This window comes from Agrococcus sp. KRD186 (genome assembly GCF_017168255.1).
Lineage (GTDB): Bacteria > Actinomycetota > Actinomycetes > Actinomycetales > Microbacteriaceae > Agrococcus.
The window spans coordinates 2,008,920-2,031,437 of the sequence record NZ_JABFAP010000001.1; the positions used below are offsets into that span (position 1 = coordinate 2,008,920).

Genomic DNA, 22,518 nt, shown 5'->3' on the forward strand with positions numbered 1-22,518 from the left:
CCGCACACCATGCGGCGAACCACCACCTCACACGTTGAGAATCCGCGGCGGCGGGTGTGCTGCGGGCCGGGCACGGGCCCACCCGTTCTCAGGCACGCGGGGCTAGCGTGTCCCCACAGCAGTCTCGCGAGCAAGGAGAGCCCGACATGGATCCCAATGCCACCCCGAGCGTCCCCCGTCGCGCCGACGGCAACGGCGACGACGACATGGTCATCGACTACGGTGCCGGAGCCGAGCGCGCTCCGCACGACGATGGCGCAGCGGCAGAGCCCGCGCCCGCGCACCGGGCCGACCGGGCCGACCGGGCCGACCGGGCCGACCGGGCCGACCGGGTGAACGATCCCGCAGTCCCCAGCACCGGATCCGCCGCCGCTTCCCGCAGCGCCGACACCACAGGCACGCGCGAACCCACCCGCGTCGCGCTCGACCCCGCGCTCGACGCGCACCAGCGGCAGGGCATCAGCGGCGGCACCTGGATCGCGCTCATCCTCGGCACCGTCATCCTGGTGCTGCTGCTGATCTTCATCCTGCAGAACAACGTGGCGGCGAGCTTCGCCTACTTCGGCTGGGAGTTCAGCCTGCCGCTGGGCATCGCGATGCTGTTCGCGGCGATCGCCGGCGTGCTGATCACTGCGCTGCTGGGCTCGGTGCGGCTGTTCAAGCTGAGCCGCCGCGTGCGCCGGCTCGAGAAGGAGCGGTCGGAGATCAAGCGCGCCCTGCGCTGACAGCACCGCTGCGCGCCTGCAAGCCGATCCGCCCCGTTGACGGCGCCGCGGCGACGCGAGCCAGCCACCACGCCCGCGCGATTGCCCCTGGACGCCGTCGGCGGCCGGTGCTTGGCTGGCCGACGTGCAGCACGTGACATCAGCAGACGGCACGGCCATCGCCGTGCACCGCAGCGGGCCCTCGGCAGCGAGCCCGGGCCGACCCGTCGTGATCGTGGGCGGCGCCTTCTCGACGGCGGCCGACGCATCCGCGCTCTCCGACGCGCTCGTCGCGCAGGGCTTCGAGGCGGTCGCCTTCGACCGCCGGGCGCGCGGCGACAGCGGCGACACGCAACCCTATGCGCCCGAGCGCGAGGCTGAGGATGTCGCGGCGGTCGTCGAGGCGGTCGGTGGCAGCGCGATCCTGCTCGGGCACTCCTCGGGTGCGATGGTGGCGCTGCTGGCGGCCTCGCACGCGGCGAATCGGCCGGAGGCGGGCACCGCGATCGTGCACCTGTTCCTGTCGGAGCCGCCGATGCGCTTCGGGCAGGACGAGCCGGCCGCCGACCTGCCCGAGCGGCTGCAGGCACTCGTCGACGAGGGCCGCGGCGGCGATGCGGTGACGACCTTCCAGCTGGAGGGCGTCGGCCTGCCGCCGCAGATGGTCGAGGGCATCAAGGCCTCGCCGCTGTTCGAGCATCTGACGACGCTCGCGCAATCGACGGTCTACGACGCGACGGTCGCCGCCGCCACCTCGACGCCGAGCGAGGCGCTGCTCGCGCTGCCGGTGCCGACCACAGTGCTCGTGGGCGTCGAGACCATGCCGGTGCTCGAGCGGGCCGCGCCGATGCTGGTCGAGCGGATGCCGTCGGCCACCCTCGTGCACGTGCCCGAGTCGAAGAACCACGCGATCGACCCGCCCGCGACGGCGGCGATCATCGCGGATCGCTGCCCCGCTGTTGCCTGAGCGCTACACCTCGGCGAGCGTCTGCTCGATGTAGCGGTTCAGGGACACCCTCGACCAGCTCACGCAGCCCTCAACCACGCCCGCTTGATCGTCCGCGACCCAGGACAGGCGGGCTCGAGCCTCGCCTGAAGCGAAGTCGGCGCCGACTGCTGCATCGGCTGACGACTTGTGGAGGACGAGCCCCGCGCCCATGGCGCCTCGGCTACGTTGACCCCTCATGGCCGAGCGCGGAGAGCGACAAGCCCGGCCTAGAAGCACTTGCCAAGAGGGGTCTAGGTTGCTACGTTGAAGCCGCAGAAGACGAGGGATGTACTGAGGCATCTCCGAGCGATCGGTTGGGTGAGACTTCGTGACGGCCGCGGCAGCCACGAGATCTGGGGCAGACCGGACGGCTCCGTGAAGTTCGCGGTGCCGGTCGGGCATCGCGAGGTGAGTGCCGGGGTGCTGAGTCAGCTGACCGCGACGGGCATTGAGGTCCCTCGGGAGTGGCGATGACGGAGGAGACCACGATGACAGCGAAGCGCCGACTCGATGTGGTGGTGCAGCGTGAGGGCCGCTGGTGGGTCTTCACCATCCCTGCACTCGACACAGGCGGGCAGGCGAAGTCGCTCGCGGAGGTGCCCTTCGAAGCGCAGGACGTGGCGGCGATGTGGCTCGACGTCGAGTTCGACTCGATAGAGGTCAGGGTCACGGTCGCCGGACTCGAGGACGAGCGCGGAGCCTGGGCGGCGGCAGAATTGGCCGAGGCTGAGGCGCGCAAGGCGCAGGCACGAGCCGCGCAGCAGAAGCGCGCCGTGGTCGCCGCGCTGACGAGTGCTCGCGGGCTCTCCGCGGCCGATGCCGGCAGGACGCTCGGCATCAGCACGCAGCGCGTCTATCAGCTGCTGACGCGCAAGACCACGACGAAGCGAACTCGCTGAGGCCGCCGCTCACGCAAAGGCGCGCTCGGGCCCACCGCCCGGCGGCCCCTTCAGCACCGTCGGCGTGTACTCGAGCAGCTGCAGCCCGCCCTCGAAGGCGCGCGACTGCGTGAGCTCGAGCCGCACATCGGGGTAGCCGTCGAAGATGCGGTCGGCGCCGGTCGCACCGGTGATCACCGGGAAGATCACGACCCGATAGGTGTCGACCAGGCCGGCCGCGAGCAGGTCGCGGCAGAGCGAGAGGCTGCCGAGCGTGCGCAACGGAGTATCGCCCTCCTGCTTCATCCGCCGCACGGCCTCCACCGCATCCGTCGACACCAGTGTCGTGTTCGGCCACGCGAGCGGCTCGGTGAGCGTCGACGAGAACACGATCTTGGGCATGTCGGCGAGCACGTCGGTGCCCGGCTCACCGGACGCCGCGAGCTGCGACATCAGCCGGTAGGTCGTCGCGCCCATCAGGATCGGATGATCCTGCTCGGGCGAATCCTCGAGCCACTGCAGGTACTCGGGGCTCTCCATGCCCCACCAGCCCGGCCAGCCCTCGGCCGCGCCATAGCCGTCGAGCGAGCAGATGAAGTCCACGGTGAGCGGTTGCATCGGTCGTCCTCCCGAGCCACGGCGCGCGAAGGCCGGGTCTCCGTCGGCACGCTACGACCACCTCTGCCGCCCGTCAACGCCCCACCTGCGGCCGCCGGATACGATCGAGAGCCCGTCGATCTGGAGGACACCGCCGTGCCCGCTGCCCCGCTCACCCACGCCGAGGATCTCGCCGACTTCGTCGCCGCCTCGCCCTCGAGCTTCCACGCCGCCGCCGAGGTCGCCCGCCGGCTGCAGGCGGCCGGCTTCGCCGCCCTGGATGAGACGGATGCCTGGCCCGAGGCCGCGGGCAGGTACCTGGTGGTGCGCGACGGCGCGGTGATCGCCTGGATCGTGCCGCAGGGGGCGACCGCCACCACGCCCGTGCGGGTGTTCGGCGCGCACAGCGACTCCCCCGGCTTCAAGCTCAAGCCGCAGCCCACCACCGGCCGGTTCGGCTGGCTGCAGGCGGGCGTGGAGGTCTACGGCGGCCCGCTGCTGAACTCCTGGCTCGACCGCGAGCTGCGGCTCGCCGGCCGGCTGGTGCTCGACGACGGCACCGAGCTGCTGGCGGCGACGGGGCCGCTGCTGCGGCTGCCGCAGCTGGCGATCCACCTCGACCGCGAGGCGAACGAGGGGCTGCAGCTCGACCGGCAGGCGCAGACGCAGCCCGTGTGGGGCCTGGGCGTACCCGCGTCGGCCGACCTGCTGGCCGAGGTGGCCGCATCCGCCACGGTCGAGGGCGCGCCGGTCGATGCCGGCCGCATCCGCGGCTTCGACCTGGTGGTCGCCGACGCGGCCCGCGGCGCCGTCTTCGGCAGGGATGACGTCTTCTTCGCGGCGGGCCGGCTCGACGATCTCGCCAGCGTGCACGCCGGCACGGTCGCGCTCGCCGCTGCCGCCGAGGGCTTCGACGCCGACCACATCCCGGTGCTCGCCGTGTTCGACCACGAGGAGATCGGCTCGGCGACCCGCTCGGGCGCGGCCGGCCCGTTCCTCGAGGACGTGCTCGAGCGCATCGGCCTGGCGCTCGGCGCAGACCGCGCAGAGCGGATGCGTGCGCTCGCGTCGTCGTGGTGCGTCTCGAGCGACGTCGGCCACTCGGTGCACCCGAACTACGCGCACAAGCACGACCCCGTCGTGCAGCCGGTGCTGGGCTCCGGGCCGATCCTGAAGATCAACGCCAACCAGCGCTATGCGACCGATGGCGCGGGCGCTGCCGCGTGGCACGCGTGGTGCGGGCAGGCGGGGGTGCAGAGCCAGTCGTTCGTCTCGAACAACACCGTGCCGTGCGGCTCGACGATCGGCCCGATCACCGCGACCCGGCTGGGCATCCGCACGGTCGACGTCGGCATCCCGATCCTGTCGATGCACTCGGCGCGCGAGCTCGCCGGCGTCAGCGACCTGTTCGACCTGACGCGCGCCGCGGAGGCGTTCTTCCGCGCCTGACGCCCCGCCGCTGAGGAGCCCTTGGGCGCTCGCTCAGGCGAGCGAGAGGAAGAGCTTCTCGAGCTCGTCGAACCGCTCGCCACCCTCGGGCTCATCCGCGATGCACTCCTTCAGCGCGCCCGCGACCACGAGGAAGCCAGCACGATCGACGGCCTTCGAGACGGCCGAGAGCTGCTGCACGATGTCGCGGCAGTGCGCCTCATCCTCGACCGCCGAGATGACGGCGGCCAGCTGGCCGTGGGCGCGACGCAGGCGGTTGACGATCTTGCGCTTCGCCTCGGGGTCGTGCCCGATGGACAGGTCTGCGGTGCTGCTCATGTGATCCTCCAGGGTTGACACCCACGATACTCCCTGGGGTATAGTTTGGATACCCCGGGGGTATCCCGATCCACCCAGCGCCAGGAGGGCGAGATGTGCAGAGCGACGAGCTGCCGCGTGTGCGGCAAGACCACGTGGGCCGGCTGCGGCCAGCATGTGCAGGAGGTGCGCCGCACCGTGCCGAGCGCGCAGTGGTGCAGCGGCAAGCACTCGCAGAGCGAGATCGACCAGGCGCGTAGCGCGCGCCCCGGCCTCCTCGCCCGCCTGTTCGGACGCTGAGAGTCAAGGAGACAAGACACCATGTGCGCACGCATCACCTGTGACCACTGCGGCAAGCCCACCTGGGCAGGCTGCGGCGAGCACGTCGAGGAGGCCCTCGCCGGCGTCCCCGCTGCCGACCGCTGCCGCTGCTGAGACCGACCCGGAGAGGAACGACGAATCATGCTGCTGGAACGCTTCTATGACGAGGATCTCGCGCACGCGAGTTACGTGATCGGCTGCCAGGCGACGGGCGAGGCGATCGTGGTCGACCCGCGACGCGACATCGCTGTCTACCTGGACCTCGCCGCGAGCAAGGGCCTGCGCATCGCGCACGTCACCGAGACGCACATCCACGCCGACTACCTCTCGGGCACCCGCGAGCTCGCCGCCCGCACGGGCGCGCAGATGCACGTCTCGGATGAAGGCGGTCCCGACTGGACGTACGGCGAGGGCTTCGCCGGCGCCCGCCGGATGCACGACGGCGACACGATCGTCGTCGGCAACATCACGCTGCGAGCGGTCCACACGCCCGGGCACACCCCTGAGCACCTGTCGTTCCTCGTGACCGACGGCGCCCAGGCCGACGAGCCCGGATTCCTGCTCACCGGCGACTTCGTGTTCGTCGGCGACGTCGGCAGGCCAGACCTGCTCGACGAAGCCGCCGGCGGCGTCGACACTCGCTTCGAGGGTGCCAAGCAGCTCTTCGCGAGCCTGCGCGACCGCTTCCTCACTCTGCCCGACTACGTGCAGGTGCTGCCTGCGCACGGTGCCGGCAGCGCGTGCGGCAAGGCGCTCGGCGCCATCGCCGTGACGACCGTCGGCTACGAGCGCGCCTTCGCGTGGTGGGCGCCGCACCTGGCGGCCGACGACGAGCAGGGCTTCGTCGACGAGCTGCTCTCGGGGCAGCCCGACGCGCACGCCTACTTCGCGCGCATGAAGCGGCAGAACCGCACCGGCCCGGCGCTGCTGGGCGAGCGCGAGCCGCTCGTCGAGCGCTCGGCCGCCCAGGTGCGCACGCTGCTCGAGGGGGACGCTGCGATCGTCGTCGACACCCGCGACCAGCACGCGGTGCACGAGGGCACCGTGCCCGGCTCGCTCAACATCCCGGACGGCGGCAAGACCGCCAGCTACGGCGCGTGGGTCTATGACCCTGAGACCGAGCAGCGACCCCTGGTGCTGCTCGCCGACACTGCCGACGACGCCGAGCGGATGCGCGACCACCTCGTGCGCGTCGGCATCGACGACGTCGACGGCTACATGCGATCGCTCGAGGGGCTGCCGCTCGTGCAGCCCAAGCTCATGCAGCCTGAGGAGCTCGACGGGCTCGACGACGCCGTGCTCGTCGACGTGCGTGGCCGCGGCGAGCACGAGTCCGGCCACATCCCGGGCTCTCGCCACCTCAGTGGTGGCCGAGCGCTCTGGCACCTCGACCAGCTGCCGACCGACGGCGCCGTCATCACCTACTGCCAGAGCGGCGTGCGCAACAGCATCGTCGCGAGCGCCTTGCGCCGCACCGGCCGCGACGTGATCGAGCTCGACGGCTCCTACGCCGGCTGGCTGCGCGCGACCGATCGCTCCTCCTCCGCGGTCGCGTGACCGCAGTCGCGATCGCGGCGACGCTCGGGCTGGCGCTCCTCGTGGGCGTCAGCCTGGGTCTGCTCGGCGGCGGCGGCGCGATCCTGACGGTGCCGATCCTGACCGCCGTCGCCGGTGTCGAGCCGCGCGCGGCGATCGCCTCGTCGCTGCTGATCGTGGGTGCGACGAGCGCCGTCGGAGTCGTGCGGCACGCCCGCGCCGGACGCGTGCATTGGCGCATCGGTGCGCTGTTCGGGGCCGCGGGCATCCTCGGCGCCCTCGCCGGCGGGCTGATCGGCGGTCTGTTGCCGGCGACGCTGCTCATGCTGCTGCTCGCGGCCACCATGATCGCGGCCGCGATCGCCATGCTGCGCGGGCGCCGGGCGGCCGCCGGGAAGCCTGTGGAGCGCATGTCCGCCGCGCGCGTCCTGCTGCTCGGCGCGGCCGTCGGCACGCTGTCGGGACTCGTCGGCGCCGGGGGCGGCTTCCTGATCGTGCCCGCGCTCATACTGCTCGTCGGCCTTCCCACCGCGGTCGCGGTCGGCACCTCCCTCATGGTGATCGCCATGCAGACGCTCACCGGCCTCGCCACCCAGCCGGGCCTCGCCGACATCCCGTGGCAGCTCGTGCTGCCGTTCATCGTCATCGCCGTCGCCGGCTCTTTCCTCGGCTCGGCCCTGACGGGCCGCATCCCCGACCGCGCGCTGCGCATCGCCTTCGCGGTGCTCGTGCTCGTCGTCGCCGTGGCCATCGTCCTGCAGCAGGTCCCGCTGCTCCTCCCGCCCGCCTGAACCCCCACCGATCGACCACCGACGAGGATCACCATGCTCAAGCACTTCGCCCTCCTGGTTAACGGCGAGTTCGCCGCGGCACTGCCGAGACTCGACCGCCGCCTCGAGATCCAGCGATGACGCACCGCCCGAGCGACAGCCGTCGCGCGCGCTTCCGCGACGCCTGCGCGGCGGGCGGCGTGGAGCGGGTCGTGCAGGCGTTGGTCGGGGTGCTGCTCGCCGCGTTCGCGGTCGACAGCTTGGCGCAGCCGCTCGTCGCCATCCTCGCGGGCGCCGGCGCGGCAGTGCTCATCGTCGGCGCGATCCGCGGCTGGTGCCCGGGCGCCCTGCTCGCGCACCGTGCCGCCGCAGAGCCCAACCGACTCGGCATCCCGGAGGCGCGGGATTCGCTGCAGCGGGACTGACCGGTGCGGGCCTACCGCGGTCCTTGCCGATCCACCCCAGGTGCGTGTGCGTGAACGCATCGGGCAGCTTCAATCCGTAGCCCAGCATCCGATCGATCCCGACGTGGAACGCCCACGCGAGAGCGATGAGCGCGAAGCACAGCGACAACGTCGGCGCGACCGAGCCGGTCACCAGCGCGATCGCCATGAGCACCGCGGGCCACGCGTAGGTGTGGATGGCGTTGTACGAGGCTGCGCCGACGGCGGTGAGCGCAGATACGCGAGCATCGACAGGTCGAACGCGAGGAAGGCTGCGAACGGGAACCACCACATGTCGGGGGCGGTGACGAGCACTTCTATCTGGTCGACTTCCCGTGGCTGAACGATCCCCTGTCCAAGCCGGTTCCCTCGCGCAGGCGATCGTCGAGGCCGCACGCGCGACGCGCCAAGACTCCGACTGACGGCCGACCCCGCGCGTCAGGTTCGGAGGTAGGAGGCGCCGTTGACGTCGAGGACGGCACCGGACGACCATCGAGCTTCGGGCGAGGCGAGGTGCAGGATCGCGGCAGCGACGTCGTCCGGGCTTGCGACACGGCCGAAGGGACTCTCGCTCCGCAGCGCTGCCCCGCTCGCACCGGCGAGCTTGCTCTGCTGGCGATCCGTGGAGACGAACCCGGGCGCGACCGAGGTGACCGAGATGCCGTGCGGCGCGAGCGCGAGCGCCAGCGATTGCCCCAGCGCGTGCAGCGCCGCCTTGGTCGCCGCGTACGCGGGATGATCCGCTTCACCGCGGAAGGCCCCGCGCGACCCGACGTTGACGATCGCGCCCGGCGCCTCCCGTGCGATCAGGTGTCGCGCGAACGCCCAGCTCGCATGCGCGGCACCGAGGAGGTTCACCTGCACCATCAGCTGCCATGCCGCCGCCCAATCCTCGAACGTCCCGTCGTCCGGTCGATGGACGTTGCCGCCGCTCGGCGCGGCGGCTGCGTTGTTGACCAGGACGTCGAGCTCGCCGACCGCACCGACCGCGTCATCGACGAGTGCGCGTGCCGCATCCGGGTCGGCGAGGTCGGCCTGCACGATCGCATGGCCCGCACCGGGGAGCAGCGCGAGCGTCGCTTCGGCGCTCGCTCGGTCGCGCCCGAAGTGCACGGCGACCCGGTCGCCACGGGCAGCGAACCCGAGCGCGGTGGCACGCCCGATGCCGCCAGACGCCCCGGTGATCAGCACGCCCCGCCGGGGCGCGCTCATGCGGCGAGCATCGTCGATGGGCGGCGCACCGAGCCGCACTCCCGGCCGGGCGTCGCTGAGCGGGCGGGGAGGCACGGGCGCCGCGTGAGTCGGGTCATGGCTCCAGCCTGCCGGGTGTCAGCAAGGCCTGTCCACACTCGGCTCGGCAACGGCGGAGATCCCGGGGCGCGGGCGCACGCCAGCCGTGCATAGACTGGACGCGGTGTGCCGGGAAGCCTGGTCGGCGTGCCGCCGGGCACGAGGCTCGGCGGCGTCGAGAGGAGTCCCGTGGAACCCACCCGCACGCCCACCGGCGCACGACGCGCGCGCATCGCGCAGCTGCTGCGCCTCGAGACCACGAGCGGCGCGCTGCTGCTGCTCGCGGCAGCCCTGGCGCTCATCTGGGCCAACTCGCCCTGGCGGGAGTCGTACGCCTCGCTGATGGAGCTGCGCGTCGGGCCCGCGGCGTTGCACCTCGACCTGAGCGTCGCGGCCTGGGCGGCCGATGGCCTGCTCGCGGTCTTCTTCTACGTCGTCGGCGTCGAGCTCAAGCACGAGATCGTGGCGGGCAGCCTGCGCGATCCGAAGCGCGCGGCCGTGCCCGTGCTCGCCGCGGTCGGCGGCATGGCGCTGCCGGCCCTCGTCTACGTGGGCATCGTGCTCGTCGCCGGCGACCCTGAGGCACTGACCGGCTGGGCCATCCCTGCTGCCACCGATATCGCCTTCGCGCTCGCCGTGCTCGCCATCTTCGGCCGCGGCCTGCCCATCGGCCTGCGCACCTTCCTTCTCACGCTCGCCGTGGTCGACGACCTGCTGGCGATTCTCGTCATCGCGGTGTTCTACACCGCCTCCGTGCAGTTGTTCGCGCTGCTCGGCGCCGCGCTCGCGGTACTGGCGTTCGCGCTGCTCGCGCGCTCGCGCTTCGACTTCTGGTGGGTGCTGATCCCCATCGCCCTCGTCGCGTGGTGGTGCATGCACGAGTCGGGGGTGCACGCGACCATCGCCGGCGTGGTGCTCGGCGCCTTCGTTCCCGCGCGCCCCGTGCACGGCCAGCGAGAGCCGCGCACGCATCGCCATGAAGCCGCCGTGCGACCGTGGTCCACGGCGATCGCGCTCCCGGTCTTCGCCTTCTGCTCGGCCGGCGTCTCGGTCGTCGACGGCGGAGGCTTCTCGCAGCTCGCCGCGCAGCCGGTGCTGCTGGCCGTCGCGGCAGGACTGGTGCTCGGCAAGCTGCTCGGGGTGCTCGGCGTCACGGCGCTGATCACCCGGCTGACGCCGCTGCGGCTCCCCGACGGCATCGGCATCCGCGATCTGCTGCCGGTCGCGCTGCTGACCGGCATCGGCTTCACCGTCTCCCTGCTGATCGCCGAGCTCTCGTTCGATGACGACGCTCGCACCGACGCCGCGAAGCTCGCCGTGCTCATCGGCTCGGGGGTGGCCGCGCTCCTGGCCGCGCCGCTGCTGCGCTGGGATGCCCGCCGTGCCCGCGCGGCAGACGAGAACAGGGACGGCGTGCCCGATGCGGCGCAGCAGCGCATCGGCGACTGAGGGGGTCGCGCGCCCTACGCCTCCTGCCGCGCGCCCATCTCCGTGATCCAGATGGGCGCGAAGGGCGAGATGCAGCCGCGCGCGACGGGGTAGTCCTTCAGCACCCCGAGCCGCTCGCCGATGCCGATCGCTCGCTCGCGCAGCGGCGGCTGCGTGATGCCGATGTTCGCGAGGTTCTCGTTCATCGCCCACATCAGCCGCTCGGGCGCGGTCGCCATCTCTGCCTCGATCGTGTCGAGCATGCCCGGCAGGTCGAGGTGCTCCGTCTGCGCCTTGCGCACCCGCTCGCTCGTCAGCGCCCAGCCCGCGGCGGCGACCGACGCATCCGCATCGTCCATCCAGCGCAGGCGCAGCGCGTCGGCGTGCGGGCCCTTCTTGACGATGTAGTTGACGAGCCAGTCCTGCACCTTGGGCGCGGGCGACTCGCGCAGCATCGCGTCGAGCTCGTCCTCGCCGAAGGCCTTCGGTCTGGCGATCAGCAGCGCCAGCAGCCGCGCGGGAGTCTCGCCCGTCGCCCACAGCTCGAGCGCCAGCTCGTGGTCGGTCTTCAGCCGCTTCGCGATCGTGCGCAGCTTGCCGAGGTTGACGCCGTGGTCGTCGCCGTGCCGCTCGTTGATCTCCCGCGCGCGGGGATCTTCGAGGGCGGCCAGCTCGGCCAACAGCTCGGGGACGGTGCTCTCGCTCATACCTCGATGGTCTCAGACGGATGCGTGTCGTCGCCCCGATCGCATGGGCGGCGGTGACAGACGAGAGGTATCGGGATGAGCGGGCGTGGACGGCTGCCGGAGCTGGTGGATCTGGGCGCGGTGACGCTCGACGGGCTCGAGGATTGGCCCGACCCGTTCAGCGAGGCGGACGAGCGCGGCGACCCGGTCGACGAAACCAGCGACGCGGATCGCTTCGACGACCTCGATGTCGATCCACCGCCGCGATCGGACGACAGGGGTTACGGCATCCTCGCGCACGAGCGAGCTACGTCATGCTGGCGGTGCCGGCCGACCTGACCTGGGTGCTTGCGAATCCGCGGTTCGACCGGCGCTGTGGGGCGCCGTCTAGGTCCAGCCATTTGCAGGCCGATCAGCGCCCAACTCCGGAAACCACGTGGTCGCAGTCCACCGTCTATCTGACTCGCCTGAGCCTGCTGCGAGCGCGGGCGCCAGGAACCGTTCCATCAGCAGATGCGCGGCATCGAAGTCGACGTCGATTGCGGCCGTCTTCGCTTCGAGCAGGGCATAGCCGTCTCTCCAGTGCGCCGGGATGTCCAATTGATCGAAGTGGTGAATCCCGCGTCGCCGTCGCTCGGACGCGAGCGCGACGCGCAGCTCGTGCAGGTTCACTGTCTGGGTGCAGGCGATGACGACGAGATCGATCAGATCCTTCACGCGCGTCGATCGGGCGCCTTCGCGGAAGCCGGTAGTCATCGTCGCGCACACCTTGTCAGCGATCTGGTCTGCGATCGGGTACACGAGGTAGGGCACGGTCGGCAGCGGTCGGGACAGCACGATCCGAGTCGCAGGCTCGAGGAGTCGCGGCCGGCCGGTCGGCGGGTGGCCGACGACGACGTCAACGCTGACGTCACCGACCTTCTTCGCTCCCGCCCACGTTGCAAAGGTCACGGTCTGCGCCTGCACGAACGGCTGCGTATCGCCACCGCCCGTCGGCCGCGATCGAGCAAGCTCGAAGCGGAGGTGATCACCGAGAGCGACGCCCACTCGTGCGGCAAGATCTTTGACAGCTTCGTCGAGTGTGGTCGCGTTTGACGAGAGGTCCACATCGCGAGTACCGCGCGCATTGGGGACGCGCGCCAGCAACGCCGTGCCGCCTTTGAGGAGCCACCGGCCGTCGGCGCCATCGCCGTCGAAGACGCGGCAGAGAAATCGATCGAAACGAGCTTGCAGCAGGTGCTGCTCGAGCGTGAGCCCATCCGACCCGGCTGCGGCTCGCGCTCGCTTCGCGGCATCCTTCGTCGCTTGCTCGACGGCTCGCCAGTCCGCGTACCCGCTTGCGTCAGTCACGCGGTGAGCGTAGTGAGGTCTGGTCGGTTGCGATGCGTTGCTCGAGAGCATCTGTGAACATCTCTCGTGCGGCGTCGGCGACCGGTTGATCCAGGAGGGCCTCTCGGATCGCTGCAGTCGTCGTGATACCGAGCTCCAGCGCATCAACGGCGGCGTCCGCAACCGTGTCCGGCGACTCTCCGAGGACGAGTAGGTCGCTTATCGTGTGAGACGGCGCGAGTGTTGGCACACCGTGCACGGTGACGACCTCACGCTCGCCTAGCCGTGTGGCGCGGATCCTGACACCGTCTCGTCCACTGCGGCGGCGCGTGGGTGCAAGAAGGTCAATCTCGCGCATCCAGAACTGCCCGATGCCATGGAGCTGCGCCGCCGCGACGCCACCGACGACCAGCGACGTGCGCGGCTGTCCGAACTCGTGCAGGGCGAGCCACGCGACGAGAATCTCCTGATGTTCGGGCTGCGGTGCACCAGCAACCCGATAGACACCTTGGCTGAGTCGCTCGGCGAGCCCGGCGGCCGCGAGTCGAGACAGGTGCATGCGGTTGACGCCGGCGCCGAACGCCTGGCGGGTCGTCACCAGACCCCATTGCTCGGCGGCTATCGCGTTGATCGCGCGCTGCCCGTCATGCCAACCCATGGCTTGATTGTAGCATTTTTCGTTACAATCGTGCCGAGAAATGAGCAGCGGCGACAGCGCGGACGAGGAGGCCCCCGTCAGCCGGGCGATGAGGAGCGAGCCGACCACGGCGATGACGACCGAGGCCCCCGATACGCTCCGAGCATGGCGACGATGATCCCCGGCCTGCTGCGCGCGGGCGCCCCGCCGGGCGAGCGCACCGTCTTCGACGCCCTGCGCGACCACCCCGGCACCGACGGCTGGCTCGTCTGGCACGGCCTGCCCATCCGCCACCATGAGACGCAGATCGAGGGTGAGGCCGACTTCGTGCTGCTCGTGCCGGGCGAGGGGATGCTCGTGGTCGAGGTGAAGTCGCACGACCGGGTCGAGGTCGGCGACGACGGGCTCTGGCGGCTCGGCGGCCAGGAGCCGACGCCCCGCTCCCCCTACGACCAGGCGTGGGACAACACGCGCAGCATCCGGCAGTGGATCGAGCGGCGGGCGTACGTCGCGCCCTACCCGATCTGGCAGGCGGTGTGGTTCCCGAACCGCGGCGGCGAGCTCGTCGCCCAGCTCGAGGCGCGCATCGACGTGCCCGCGAACGAGACGCTCACGCGGGCCGACCTCGACGCATCCCGCACGGTGACGAGCATCGTCGGCGTGCTGCGCCACGGCCGCAGCGAGATCGAGCGGCGGGTGCCCGCCTTCGGCTCCGACCGCCCGGACGCGCAGGATGTCGCCGAGGCGCAGCAGGTGCTGGTGCCGAGCATCTCGTTCCACCGCACGATGGCCGAGCGCCGCGAGGAGCGCGAGCGCAGCCTGCGCGAGGCGACCGAGCGGCAGGAGCAGGCGCTGCAGTACTTCGCGGGCAACCCGCGGCTGATCGTCGAGGGCCCGGCCGGCACCGGCAAGACCAACGTGGCGGTGCGCGCGGCGCTGCTGGCCGCGAACCGCGACGAGCGGGTGCTGCTCACCTGCTTCAACAAGCGGCTCGAGGCCGAGCTGCGGCACCGGCTGCGCACTCGCGACGACATCACGGTCGCGCGCGTGCACCAGTTGATGCTCGCCTACTCGGGCCTCACGCCGCCCGAGGGCGCCGACGACGCCTGGTGGAACGGCACGCTCCCCGCGGCGACGCTCGCCGTCACGCGCGCGCCCGGCTTCGCGCCGCCGTTCACGGCGCTGATGGCCGATGAGGCGCAGGATCTGGCGCGCGAGTCGACCCTCGACGTGCTCGACAGCCTGCTCGTCGACGGCCTCGCCGGCTCGCGGGCGGTGCTCGCTGGCGACTTCACGCGGCAGGACATCTACCGGCCGCTCCACGCCCTGCCGCTCGTCAGTCACGTCACCATCGCTCCGCCGGGCGAGCAGCCTGCGGCCGACGTTGCGCAGCCCGAGCCCGCGAGCCGCCTCGAGTCCATCACCCGGCGCGTCGTCCCCGCCGCCACCATGTCGCTCAGCAACAACGTGCGCCAGTCGCCGCAGCTGGCCGAGCTCATCGAGCGCATGCTGCACACCGAGTTCTATATCGGCTACGACCGCGACTTCGACGAGGACGAGCCCGACGATCCGCCGCTGACCATCCACCGCTACCGCGACGAGGCCGAGCAGCAGGCGCTGCTGCAGCAGACGCTGCTGTCGCTCTGGGACGACGGCTGGGATCCGCCCGAGATCCTCATCCTCTCTCCGCGCCGGGCCTCGGCGGCGAGCCGCGCGCAGGGCGCGGTGGCGGATGCGCTGGCGCACCACGACGGGGATGCCGTCGGCACGCCGTGGGGCACCGTGCACGCCTTCAAGGGGCTCGAGGCCCCGGTGGTGGTGCTCACCGACGTCGACGGCACGACGCCGCAGTGGGAGGACCTGCTCTACATCGGCGCCACCCGCGCCACAGAGCGCCTGGTGGTGCTGACGACGCTGGACGAGATCGCCGAGCGGGCGCCGCTGCCGCGCTGACTCGCGCGGGCGCCGGCGCCCGATCGGCGATGCGCGCTACTGCAGTGCGAGCTCGCGCTCGTCCGCACCCTGACCGTGCAGGTCGGGGAACGCATCCGCCACGCCCTGGTGGACGATGCGCCCCGCGCGCGTGTTGGCGCCCTGCGCGAGGGCCGGGTCGGCCGCCAGCGCGGCCCCGGCACCCTGCTGCGCGATGCGGCGGATGTACGGCAGCGTCGCGTTCGTCAGCGCCTTCGTCGCCGTCTGCGGCACGGCGCCGGGCATGTTCGCGACGCAGTAGTGGCGGATGCCGTCCACCACGAAGGTGGGGTCGGCGTAGGTGGTCGCGTGCGACGTCTCGAAGGCGCCGCCCTGGTCGATCGCGACGTCGATGAGCAGCGCGCCGGGCTTCAGCAGCGCCAGCTGCGCGCGCGAGACGACCTTCGGCGCCGCGCGACCGGGCACGAGCACGGCGCCGATCACGACGTCGGCCTGCGCGAGCTCGGCCTCGACCGTCGCGACATCCGACATCAGCACGCGCGCGCGGCCGTCGAGCAGCCCGTCGAGCTGGCGGATGCGCGCCGGCGACATCTCGAGCACCGTCACCTCGGCCTGCATGCCGAGCGCGAGCTTCGCGGCCTGCGTGCCGACGGCGCCGCCGCCGATCACGAGCACGCGCGCCGGCGCGACGCCGGGAGCGCCGCCGAGCAGCACGCCCGGCCCGCCCGTGGGGCGCGTGAGGTGCGCCGCGGCCGCGTGCGCGGCGAGGCTGCCGGCGATCTCGCTCATCGGTGCCAGCAGCGGCAGCCCGGTGCCGTCGGAGACGGTCTCGTAGGCGATGCCGAGCGTGCCGGCGGCCAGCAGCGCCTCGGTGAGCGGCCGGTCGGCCGCCAGGTGCAGGTAGGTGAACAGCGTCAGGTCCTCGCGCAGGAAGCCGTACTCCTCGGCGATCGGCTCCTTCACCTTCACCAGCAGCTCGGCCTGCTCCCACGCCTCCTCGCGTGCGACCAGCTCCGCCCCGGCGGCCAGGTACTGCTCGTCGGGGAAGCCCGCGAGCTCACCCGCCCCGCGCTCGACGAGCACCGTGTGCCCGGCGCGGGCGAGGTCCTCGGCGCCGGCGGGCGTGAGCCCGACCCGGGCCTCGCCCGGCTTGATCTCCTTGACGACTGCGATGCGCATCCGCCTGCTCCTTCTGTCTCAGCTGTCTCAGTTGGTCGCGCGTCGCGCGATGTTGGTGAAGCGCACCGACTGGTACTCCTCGAGCCCCTCGGCGCTGCCCTCGCGGCCCAGCCCCGACTGCTTCACACCGCCGAAGGGCGCTGCCGCGTTCGACGGCACCGCCTGGTTGACGCCCAGGATGCCAGTCTCGAGCTGATCGGCGACGTTCATCGCGCGGTCGAGCGATTCGGTGAAGACGTAGCCGGCGAGCCCGAACTCGGTCGCGTTCGCGCGCTCGACCGCTTCGGCCTCGGTGCCGAAGCGCTGGATCGCCATGATGGGGCCGAAGATCTCGGTGCCGGCGATGTCGGATGCCTCGGGCACCCGGTCGAGCACGGTCGGGGCGAAGAAGTGGCCGGTGCCGTCGCCGAGCTCGGTGCCGCCGGCGCGCAGCTCCGCGCCGTGCGCGACGGCGTCGTCGGTGAGGGCGCGCATCTGCCGCACGGCGCGCTGGTCGATCAGCGGCCCGACCACGGTGCCCTCGCCGAGCCCGGCCCCGACGGCCACCCGGCTGAGCCGCTCGGCGACCCCCTCGACGAAGGCGTCGGCGATGCCGTCCTGCACGAGGTAGCGGTTGGCCGCGATGCACGACTGGCCGCCGTTGCGCAGCTTCGCAGCGACCGCGCCGTCGATGGCCCGCTCGAGATCGGCGTCGTCGAAGACCAGGAACGGCGCGTTGCCGCCGAGCTCCATCGACGAGCGCAGCACGTTGTCGGCAGCCAGCCGCATGAGCGTGCGGCCGACCTCCGTCGAGCCGGTGAACGAGACCTTGCGCACGCGCGGGTCGCGCAGCACGGTCTCGCTGAAGGCCGACGAGCTCGTCGGCGTCACGACCTGCACGAGGTCTGCGGGCACGCCCGCCTGCACCGCGAGCTGCACGGCGTAGATGGTGGTCAGCGGCGTGAGCGTGGCCGGCTTCACGACGGCCGCGCAACCGGCGGCGAGCGCGGGCGCGATCTTGCGGGTGGCCATCGCGAGTGGGAAGTTCCAGGGCGTGATGAGCACCGCCAGGCCCACCGGCGCGCGCCGAGTGAGGATGGTGGCGCCGCCGTCGGGCGCCTCGCGGTAGTTGCCGGCGGGGCGCACGGCCTCCTCGGCGTACCAGCGCACGAAGTCGGTGCCGTACTTCACCTCGCCGCGCGCCTCGGCGAGCGGCTTGCCCATCTCGCGCGTGATCAGGTGCGCGAGATCCTCGGCGTGCTCGACGAGCAGGGCGTACCAGGCGTGCAGCACGTTGGCACGCTGCCGCGGGGTCGTGCGCGCCCAATCGCGACCGGCCGCATCCGCCGTCTCGACCGCGCGCAGGGCGCCGTCGACGTCGCCGTCCTCGATGAAGCCGAGCTGCTCGCCGGTGGCGGGGTCGGTGACGGCGGTGCCGCCGGTGGGCAGCCCGAGGCCGGCGATCACGCGGTCGGCGTGGGCGACGGCGGATGCGTCGGCGGTGATGAGCGCGTCGGTGGCGGTGGTCGTGGTCATCGTGCGGCCTCCTCGGTGATCGCCTGCTCGATGGCGGCGACGTAGTCGGCGACCTCCTGGTCGCTGACGATGAACGGCGGGCTGAGCTGCAGGGTGTTGCCGCGCAGCGGGCGGGTGATGAAGCCGAGCTCGACGGCCCGATCGGCGACGCGCGCGTTGTCGAGGCGCTCGTCGAGCTGCACGCCGCCGAGGAAGCCGGCGACGCGCACCTCGACGACGTGCTCGCAGCGCTGCGCGAGCGCGTCGAGCTCGCGGCGCAGCACCTGCTCGAGCTCGCGCACCCGCGGGATGAGGTTCTCGCGCTCGACGATCTCGAGATGCTTGAGGGCGATCGCGGCGGCCGTGGTGTGGCCGGCGTAGGTGGCGCCGTGGCGGAGGATCGGGGTGTCGGGGGCGTCGACGTAGAACGGCTCCCACAGGCGGGGGCTGACGAACACGCCGCCGAGCGGGGCGTAGCCCGAGGTGACGCCCTTGGCGAAGGTGACCATGTCGGGCTCGAGCCCGTAGCGCTGCGAGGCGAACCACTCGCCGGTGCGGCCGAAGCCGGTGATGACCTCGTCGACGATCAGCAGGATCTCGTGCTCGGTGCAGAGCCGCTGCAAGCCCTCGAGGTAGCCGGGCTCGGGCGGGTTGACGCCGCCAGTGCCCTGGATCGGCTCGGTCACGAGCGCGGCGATGTTCTCGGCGCCAATGCGCGCGATGGTCGCCTCCACCTGGGCGAGGTCGTTGAAGGAGATGCGGGCGGTCTCGGGCACGAGGGAGTCGGTGCCGTAGCCCTCGCTGTTGAAGGGCAGGCCCGCGATCGAGGTGCCGTACGCGTGCAGGCCGTGGTAGGCGTGCTCGCGGCTGAGGATGACCTTCTTGGTCGAGCGGCCCTCGCGCTGCCAGTGGCGGCGGGCGAGCTTGCAGGCGACGTCGATGGCGTCGGAGCCGCCGGAGTTGAGGATCACCTTGGCCCGCTCGATGGGCGCGATCTGCGCGAGCTTCTCGCCCAGCGCCAGCGCCTTGTCGTTCGAGTAGCGGGCGAAGATGTGGTACGTCTCGAGCTGCAGCATCTGGTCGTAGGCGGCCTGCGCGATCTCGGGGTGCGAGTGGCCGACGTTGGCGTGCCACAGGCCCGCGGTGCCGTCGAACAGGCGCTGGCCGTCGCTCGTGAAGACGTAGGAGCCCTCGCCGCGCTCGATGACGAGCTGGCGACCGACGACGGACGGCATGTGCGCCTGCGCCGACCAGAGTGCGGGCCCGTCGACGACAGCGCCCTGCGTGGTGGCGGCGGTGGATTCGGTGAGCGTCATCGCTGATCTCCTCGTCGATAGCAGTGCGGCCGGGCCCGGTCGGGAGCGGCCTGCTTGCCACGCTAGGAGGCCAGACGCGTTAGGTAAAGCGACGGCCTCTTACGGGTTTCCGTCAGCGCTGCTTATATATCTCGCGAGCGCGGACGCCACTGCGGTGCGCACCGCGCGGAACGCGGGATGGTCGGCGGCGCCGGTGCGGGTGAGCAGCAGGATGCGTCGGTCCGGCTCGGTCGGCAGCACGGGACTGGGAATGCTGCGGCTGCGCGCCTCGCGCACCACCAGGTCGGGCAGGAAGGCTGCCGCCAGCCCTGCCTCGACCATGCGCAGGTGGAAGAGCATGTCCGAGGACTCGTAGACCACGCGCGGCTCGATGCCTGCCTCGCGGCAGACGCGCATGGCCCACTGGGTCGAGGGCGCGTCGGGAGGCTCCATCACCCATGGCAGCTCGTTCAGCTGCTCGATCGAGCTCGCGGCATGGAACTCGGGCAGGTAGCCGCGCACGGGGTCGCGGCCGATCTCGGCCGAGTCGATGACGCCGGCGGGCGCGACCTGCGTGCCGGCGAAGGTGTCGACGATCACCGCATCCACACGGCGCCCGACGAGCTGCAGCACGGCCTCCTGCGGGTCGAGCCGGCGCAGGCGCAGCTCGAGCCCGGGCTGCTCGTGCATGAGGGTGCGCAGCGCCGCCGGCATCACGATCCTGGCGATGGAGGAGTAGACCGCGATGGTCATGATGCCGCGCGGTTGATGGTGCGAGGCGGCGAGCTCGGTCTCGGCGTGCTCCATCGCGGCCAGCACCGCCTCGGTGTTGCGCACGAGCTCGAGCCCGACGGGCGTCAGCTTCGCCGTGCGGCCGACCTTCTCGAGCAGCTGGGTGCCGGTCTCGCGCTCGAGCAGCGACAGCTGCTGCGAGATCGCCGAGTGCGTGTAGGCGAGCTCGCGGGCCGCGGCGGTGATGCTGCCGTGCATCGCGACCGCCCGCAGCATCACGAGGCGGTTGAGATCGAGCACAGCCGAAGCCTACGGCGCGCCGAAGTACGCCTGCGCGAAGGGCCGGTCGAGCAGGCCGACGTAGATCGAGCGCTCCTCCAGATCGGAGAAGTGGGCGCGCATCGCGGCTTCGGCGGCGTCGGCGTCGCCGAGCCGCAGCGCGTCGAGGATCGCGCGGTGCGCGTCGAGGTTCCAGTCCTCGGTCGAGCCGCTGCGCACCGAGGAGGCGCCGGTGAGCAGCGCGATCGTGTTCATCGGCTGCAGCAGCAGCACGAGCGCCGGCTGGCGCGTGGCCTCGAGGATGCCCGCGTGGAAGGCGGCGTGCGCGGCGTGCGCGCCGTGCTCGTCGCCCGCGGCGATCGCGTCGATGAGTGTGTGCTCGGCGCGCTCGAGCGCCTCCCAGTCGGCGTCGGTGCCGGCCTCGGCCGCGAGCCGCACGACCAGCGTCTCGAGCGTGATGCGCGATTGCATGACGTCGCCGACGGTCAGCCCGGAGCGCGAGAGCCGCGCGATCATGGCGGTCGCGAGCGCCTCGTCGCTCGGTTCGGCGACCATGGTGCCCCTGCCCTGCCGCACGGTCAGCAGGCCGCGTGCGACCAGCGCTCGCACGGCATCCCGCAGCACCGTGCGACTGACGCCGAGCGCAGCGCTGAGCTGCGGCTCGGTGGGCAGCAGCGTGCCCGGCGGCAGCTCGCCGCTGAGGATCTGCTGCTCGAGCACGGCTCGCACGCGATCGCTCTTCAGGTCACCGACCGTGCCGGAGGCGCCCGACCAGGCTTCCCGCACCGCAGCGCTCACCGTCATGGTGTTCCTCTCCCGAGCCGTCCCACTCGATCGTAACGAGCGGGCCGCCGCTGCCCCGCCGGCGGACGGCAGGGCAGCGGCGGCCAGGGCTCAGACCGCGATGGTCTCCGACTGGCGCGAGAGCACTCGGCCGGCGATGAGCCCGCCGATCACGCACAGCGCCATGATGATGCCCAGCAGCACCGGGATGACGAGCACCGCGCTGCCGACGGCCAGCGCGAACGCTCCGGCGATCGAGGGCACGAAGCCGCCGATGAGGCCGCCGATGTTGTACGAGACGGCGACGCCCGAGTAGCGGTAGCGGGCGCTGAAGAGCTCGGAGAGCATGGTGCCGAGCGGGCCGTAGGGAACGCCGAGCATGCCGATGCCGATGGCGATGGCGATGATGACGAGCACCTCTGCCCCCGAGCCCAGCATGAGGGCGATGGGCACGACGAGCACGAGGGCGAGGATGCCGCCGGCGACGACGGTCTTCCAGGCGCCCCAGCGGTCGCCCAGCTTCGCTCCGACGTAGATGCCGACGGCCTCCAGCACGGCGCCGATCATCGTCGCGATGAGCAGCTTCCACGGCTCCATGCCGAGCTCGCCGGTGCCGAAGCTCACCGCGTAGGTGGTCATCAGGAAGAAGCCGCCGGAGGCGAACAGCACGGTGGCGATGACGATCAGCACGCGCCCGCCGGCGTGACGGAAGACCTCGATCAGCGGCAGCGGCTTGCGCTGCTCCGTCTCGACCTTCTTCGCGACCTGCGTCTGCACGACGTCGGTGAACACCGGCGACTCCTCGACCTTGAGCCGCATGTACAGCGCGACGGCGAGGAAGAGGAACGACAGCAGGAACGGGATGCGCCAGCCCCAGGCCATCAGCTGGTCCTCGGGCAGCAGCGTGACGACCGCCACGACGCCCGACGAGACGAGCGTGCCGGCCGGCGAGCCGTACTGCGGCATCGCGCCGTAGAACGCGCGCTGCTTCGCCGGCGCGTGCTCGACGGCCAGCAGCACGGCGCCGCTCCACTCACCGCCCAGCGACAGACCCTGGATGAACCGCAGCGTGGTGAGCAGGATGGGCGCCGCGAAGCCGATCGCGTCGAAGGTCGGCAGCAGGCCGATGATGCCGGTCGAGAGCCCGATCACCAGCAGCGTGATGATGAGCGTCTTCTTGCGCCCGATGCGGTCGCCCAGGTGGCCGAAGATGATCGCGCCGACCGGCCGCGCGATGAAGCCGATGCCGAAGGTGAGCAGCGCCAGCACCGTGCCGACGGCCGGGTCGAAGCTCGGGAAGAACAGCTCGTCGAAGACGAGCGCGGCCAAGAGGCCGTAGATGAAGTAGTCATACCACTCCATCGCGGTGCCCATGAACGAAGTCATGGCCACCCGGCGCAGGCGCTTGACGTCGCGCTCCTGCCTGCTGCCGTGGGTCTGTGTCGTTGCTGGCGTCGTTGCCATCGGTGCT

The 22,518-nt window shown here is 71.8% G+C and carries 26 protein-coding genes; 12 read left to right on the forward strand and 14 right to left on the reverse strand.

Going from position 1 to position 22,518, the window contains the following annotated elements:
* Positions 1–146: 146 nt before the first annotated feature.
* Positions 147–725, forward strand: a complete 579-nt coding sequence (locus J1M46_RS09700; RefSeq protein WP_241249079.1) for a LapA family protein — start codon at positions 147–149, stop codon at positions 723–725.
* Between the two features lie 133 nt (positions 726–858).
* A complete protein-coding gene (locus tag J1M46_RS09705; RefSeq protein WP_342384341.1) occupies positions 859–1,671 on the forward strand; it encodes an alpha/beta fold hydrolase in 813 nt (270 codons plus the stop codon).
* Positions 1,672–1,674: 3 nt separating this feature from the next.
* Here J1M46_RS09705 and J1M46_RS09710 read toward each other — a convergent pair whose 3' ends face one another.
* Positions 1,675–1,863 (reverse strand): hypothetical protein, encoded by a 189-nt coding sequence (locus tag J1M46_RS09710; protein WP_206447610.1) that lies wholly within the window; start codon positions 1,861–1,863, stop codon positions 1,675–1,677.
* 93 nt (positions 1,864–1,956) lie between these two features.
* Between J1M46_RS09710 and J1M46_RS09715 the strand changes: the two genes are divergently transcribed.
* Both J1M46_RS09715 and J1M46_RS09720 read left to right on the forward strand, forming a co-directional pair.
* Positions 1,957–2,166 carry a type II toxin-antitoxin system HicA family toxin gene (locus J1M46_RS09715; RefSeq protein ID WP_206447611.1) on the forward strand — a complete coding sequence of 70 codons (210 nt, stop codon included), beginning with the start codon at positions 1,957–1,959 and terminating at the stop codon, positions 2,164–2,166.
* 14 nt (positions 2,167–2,180) lie between these two features.
* Positions 2,181–2,591, forward strand: a complete 411-nt coding sequence (locus J1M46_RS09720) for an antitoxin HicB (RefSeq protein ID WP_206447612.1) — start codon at positions 2,181–2,183, stop codon at positions 2,589–2,591.
* 9 nt (positions 2,592–2,600) lie between these two features.
* On the opposite strand, the gene J1M46_RS09725 is transcribed toward J1M46_RS09720, so the two are convergent.
* Entirely contained in the window at positions 2,601–3,188 is a 588-nt protein-coding gene (locus tag J1M46_RS09725; RefSeq protein ID WP_206447613.1) for a dihydrofolate reductase family protein, read from the reverse strand.
* 135 nt (positions 3,189–3,323) lie between these two features.
* Here J1M46_RS09725 and J1M46_RS09730 point away from each other — a divergent pair, with 135 nt between their 5' ends.
* Complete coding sequence (locus tag J1M46_RS09730; protein WP_206447614.1) at positions 3,324–4,616, forward strand: M18 family aminopeptidase; 1,293 nt, start codon at positions 3,324–3,326, stop codon at positions 4,614–4,616.
* 33 nt (positions 4,617–4,649) lie between these two features.
* On the opposite strand, the gene J1M46_RS09735 is transcribed toward J1M46_RS09730, so the two are convergent.
* Positions 4,650–4,934: a metal-sensitive transcriptional regulator gene (locus tag J1M46_RS09735; protein ID WP_206447615.1), complete on the reverse strand. Its 285-nt coding sequence runs from the start codon at positions 4,932–4,934 to the stop codon at positions 4,650–4,652.
* Positions 4,935–5,027: 93 nt separating this feature from the next.
* Between J1M46_RS09735 and J1M46_RS09740 the strand changes: the two genes are divergently transcribed.
* The 4 genes from J1M46_RS09740 to J1M46_RS09755 all read left to right on the forward strand — a co-directional run bounded on the left by J1M46_RS09740 (position 5,028) and on the right by J1M46_RS09755 (position 7,965).
* The gene (locus tag J1M46_RS09740; RefSeq protein ID WP_206447616.1) at positions 5,028–5,213 is read left to right on the forward strand and encodes a hypothetical protein; all 186 of its coding nucleotides are present in this window, start codon (positions 5,028–5,030) and stop codon (positions 5,211–5,213) included.
* A 162-nt stretch (positions 5,214–5,375) separates the two neighbouring features.
* Entirely contained in the window at positions 5,376–6,791 is a 1,416-nt protein-coding gene (locus J1M46_RS09745) for an MBL fold metallo-hydrolase (protein ID WP_206447617.1), read from the forward strand.
* Positions 6,788–7,561, forward strand: a complete 774-nt coding sequence (locus J1M46_RS09750) for a sulfite exporter TauE/SafE family protein (protein WP_342384342.1) — start codon at positions 6,788–6,790, stop codon at positions 7,559–7,561. Before J1M46_RS09745 ends, J1M46_RS09750 begins: the two co-directional genes overlap by 4 nt.
* A gap of 116 nt (positions 7,562–7,677) precedes the next feature.
* Positions 7,678–7,965, forward strand: coding sequence for a YgaP-like transmembrane domain (locus J1M46_RS09755; RefSeq protein ID WP_206447618.1), 288 nt, complete (start codon positions 7,678–7,680; stop codon positions 7,963–7,965).
* Here the strand turns inward: J1M46_RS09755 and J1M46_RS15920 are convergent.
* Both J1M46_RS15920 and J1M46_RS09765 read right to left on the reverse strand, forming a co-directional pair.
* Positions 7,850–8,476: a DUF4260 family protein gene (locus J1M46_RS15920; RefSeq protein WP_446698576.1), complete on the reverse strand. Its 627-nt coding sequence runs from the start codon at positions 8,474–8,476 to the stop codon at positions 7,850–7,852. The two genes, J1M46_RS09755 and J1M46_RS15920, sit on opposite strands and share 116 nt — an antisense overlap.
* Positions 8,422–9,195: an SDR family NAD(P)-dependent oxidoreductase gene (locus tag J1M46_RS09765; protein WP_206447620.1), complete on the reverse strand. Its 774-nt coding sequence runs from the start codon at positions 9,193–9,195 to the stop codon at positions 8,422–8,424. The genes J1M46_RS15920 and J1M46_RS09765 overlap by 55 nt, the downstream gene beginning before the upstream one ends.
* Before the next feature lie 267 nt (positions 9,196–9,462).
* Between J1M46_RS09765 and nhaA the strand changes: the two genes are divergently transcribed.
* The gene (gene nhaA, locus J1M46_RS09770; protein ID WP_206447621.1) at positions 9,463–10,722 is read left to right on the forward strand and encodes a Na+/H+ antiporter NhaA; all 1,260 of its coding nucleotides are present in this window, start codon (positions 9,463–9,465) and stop codon (positions 10,720–10,722) included.
* A 14-nt stretch (positions 10,723–10,736) separates the two neighbouring features.
* Here nhaA and J1M46_RS09775 read toward each other — a convergent pair whose 3' ends face one another.
* Complete coding sequence (locus tag J1M46_RS09775; protein ID WP_206447622.1) at positions 10,737–11,408, reverse strand: DNA alkylation repair protein; 672 nt, start codon at positions 11,406–11,408, stop codon at positions 10,737–10,739.
* Positions 11,409–11,483: 75 nt separating this feature from the next.
* On the opposite strand from J1M46_RS09775, the gene J1M46_RS09780 reads away from it, so the two are divergent.
* Positions 11,484–11,726: a hypothetical protein gene (locus J1M46_RS09780; protein ID WP_206447623.1), complete on the forward strand. Its 243-nt coding sequence runs from the start codon at positions 11,484–11,486 to the stop codon at positions 11,724–11,726.
* A gap of 48 nt (positions 11,727–11,774) precedes the next feature.
* Here the strand turns inward: J1M46_RS09780 and J1M46_RS09785 are convergent, their stop codons facing one another.
* The gene (locus tag J1M46_RS09785) at positions 11,775–12,737 is read right to left on the reverse strand and encodes a nucleotidyl transferase AbiEii/AbiGii toxin family protein (RefSeq protein ID WP_206447624.1); all 963 of its coding nucleotides are present in this window, start codon (positions 12,735–12,737) and stop codon (positions 11,775–11,777) included.
* Positions 12,730–13,374, reverse strand: a complete 645-nt coding sequence (locus tag J1M46_RS09790; RefSeq protein WP_206447625.1) for a type IV toxin-antitoxin system AbiEi family antitoxin domain-containing protein — start codon at positions 13,372–13,374, stop codon at positions 12,730–12,732. Before J1M46_RS09790 ends, J1M46_RS09785 begins: the two co-directional genes overlap by 8 nt.
* Before the next feature lie 144 nt (positions 13,375–13,518).
* Between J1M46_RS09790 and J1M46_RS09795 the strand changes: the two genes are divergently transcribed.
* Positions 13,519–15,306 carry a nuclease-related domain-containing DEAD/DEAH box helicase gene (locus tag J1M46_RS09795; RefSeq protein WP_206447626.1) on the forward strand — a complete coding sequence of 596 codons (1,788 nt, stop codon included), beginning with the start codon at positions 13,519–13,521 and terminating at the stop codon, positions 15,304–15,306.
* Positions 15,307–15,342: 36 nt separating this feature from the next.
* On the opposite strand, the gene ald is transcribed toward J1M46_RS09795, so the two are convergent.
* The 6 genes from ald to J1M46_RS09825 all read right to left on the reverse strand — a co-directional run bounded on the left by ald (position 15,343) and on the right by J1M46_RS09825 (position 22,511).
* Positions 15,343–16,464 (reverse strand): alanine dehydrogenase, encoded by a 1,122-nt coding sequence (gene ald / locus J1M46_RS09800; RefSeq protein ID WP_206447627.1) that lies wholly within the window; start codon positions 16,462–16,464, stop codon positions 15,343–15,345.
* A gap of 27 nt (positions 16,465–16,491) precedes the next feature.
* Complete coding sequence (locus J1M46_RS09805; protein WP_206447628.1) at positions 16,492–17,979, reverse strand: NAD-dependent succinate-semialdehyde dehydrogenase; 1,488 nt, start codon at positions 17,977–17,979, stop codon at positions 16,492–16,494.
* Positions 17,976–19,274, reverse strand: a complete 1,299-nt coding sequence (locus J1M46_RS09810; RefSeq protein ID WP_206447629.1) for an aminotransferase family protein — start codon at positions 19,272–19,274, stop codon at positions 17,976–17,978. Before J1M46_RS09810 ends, J1M46_RS09805 begins: the two co-directional genes overlap by 4 nt.
* A gap of 99 nt (positions 19,275–19,373) precedes the next feature.
* On the reverse strand, positions 19,374–20,285 hold the full coding sequence (locus tag J1M46_RS09815) for a LysR substrate-binding domain-containing protein (RefSeq protein WP_206447630.1): 912 nt from the start codon (positions 20,283–20,285) through the stop codon (positions 19,374–19,376).
* A gap of 9 nt (positions 20,286–20,294) precedes the next feature.
* Positions 20,295–21,068: a FadR/GntR family transcriptional regulator gene (locus J1M46_RS09820; protein WP_206447631.1), complete on the reverse strand. Its 774-nt coding sequence runs from the start codon at positions 21,066–21,068 to the stop codon at positions 20,295–20,297.
* 90 nt (positions 21,069–21,158) lie between these two features.
* Entirely contained in the window at positions 21,159–22,511 is a 1,353-nt protein-coding gene (locus J1M46_RS09825; protein WP_206447632.1) for an MFS transporter, read from the reverse strand.
* Between the last annotated feature and the right edge of the window lie 7 nt (positions 22,512–22,518).

What these genes read in the sequence shown, in the direction of transcription:
- J1M46_RS09700 (WP_241249079.1), top strand. Translation starts at nt 147, where the DNA reads ATGGATCCCAATGCCACCCCGAGCGTCCCCCGTCGCGCCGACGGCAAC.
- J1M46_RS09710 (WP_206447610.1), bottom strand. Translation starts at nt 1,863, where the DNA reads ATGGGCGCGGGGCTCGTCCTCCACAAGTCGTCAGCCGATGCAGCAGTC.
- J1M46_RS09720 (WP_206447612.1), top strand. Translation starts at nt 2,181, where the DNA reads ATGACAGCGAAGCGCCGACTCGATGTGGTGGTGCAGCGTGAGGGCCGC.
- J1M46_RS09725 (WP_206447613.1), bottom strand. Translation starts at nt 3,188, where the DNA reads ATGCAACCGCTCACCGTGGACTTCATCTGCTCGCTCGACGGCTATGGC.
- J1M46_RS09735 (WP_206447615.1), bottom strand. Translation starts at nt 4,934, where the DNA reads ATGAGCAGCACCGCAGACCTGTCCATCGGGCACGACCCCGAGGCGAAG.
- J1M46_RS09740 (WP_206447616.1), top strand. Translation starts at nt 5,028, where the DNA reads ATGTGCAGAGCGACGAGCTGCCGCGTGTGCGGCAAGACCACGTGGGCC.
- J1M46_RS09745 (WP_206447617.1), top strand. Translation starts at nt 5,376, where the DNA reads ATGCTGCTGGAACGCTTCTATGACGAGGATCTCGCGCACGCGAGTTAC.
- J1M46_RS09755 (WP_206447618.1), top strand. Translation starts at nt 7,678, where the DNA reads ATGACGCACCGCCCGAGCGACAGCCGTCGCGCGCGCTTCCGCGACGCC.
- J1M46_RS15920 (WP_446698576.1), bottom strand. Translation starts at nt 8,476, where the DNA reads ATGGTCGTCCGGTGCCGTCCTCGACGTCAACGGCGCCTCCTACCTCCG.
- J1M46_RS09765 (WP_206447620.1), bottom strand. Translation starts at nt 9,195, where the DNA reads ATGAGCGCGCCCCGGCGGGGCGTGCTGATCACCGGGGCGTCTGGCGGC.
- J1M46_RS09775 (WP_206447622.1), bottom strand. Translation starts at nt 11,408, where the DNA reads ATGAGCGAGAGCACCGTCCCCGAGCTGTTGGCCGAGCTGGCCGCCCTC.
- J1M46_RS09780 (WP_206447623.1), top strand. Translation starts at nt 11,484, where the DNA reads ATGAGCGGGCGTGGACGGCTGCCGGAGCTGGTGGATCTGGGCGCGGTG.
- J1M46_RS09790 (WP_206447625.1), bottom strand. Translation starts at nt 13,374, where the DNA reads ATGGGTTGGCATGACGGGCAGCGCGCGATCAACGCGATAGCCGCCGAG.
- J1M46_RS09795 (WP_206447626.1), top strand. Translation starts at nt 13,519, where the DNA reads ATGGCGACGATGATCCCCGGCCTGCTGCGCGCGGGCGCCCCGCCGGGC.
- ald (WP_206447627.1), bottom strand. Translation starts at nt 16,464, where the DNA reads ATGCGCATCGCAGTCGTCAAGGAGATCAAGCCGGGCGAGGCCCGGGTC.
- J1M46_RS09805 (WP_206447628.1), bottom strand. Translation starts at nt 17,979, where the DNA reads ATGACCACGACCACCGCCACCGACGCGCTCATCACCGCCGACGCATCC.
- J1M46_RS09810 (WP_206447629.1), bottom strand. Translation starts at nt 19,274, where the DNA reads ATGACGCTCACCGAATCCACCGCCGCCACCACGCAGGGCGCTGTCGTC.
- J1M46_RS09820 (WP_206447631.1), bottom strand. Translation starts at nt 21,068, where the DNA reads ATGACGGTGAGCGCTGCGGTGCGGGAAGCCTGGTCGGGCGCCTCCGGC.
- J1M46_RS09825 (WP_206447632.1), bottom strand. Translation starts at nt 22,511, where the DNA reads ATGGCAACGACGCCAGCAACGACACAGACCCACGGCAGCAGGCAGGAG.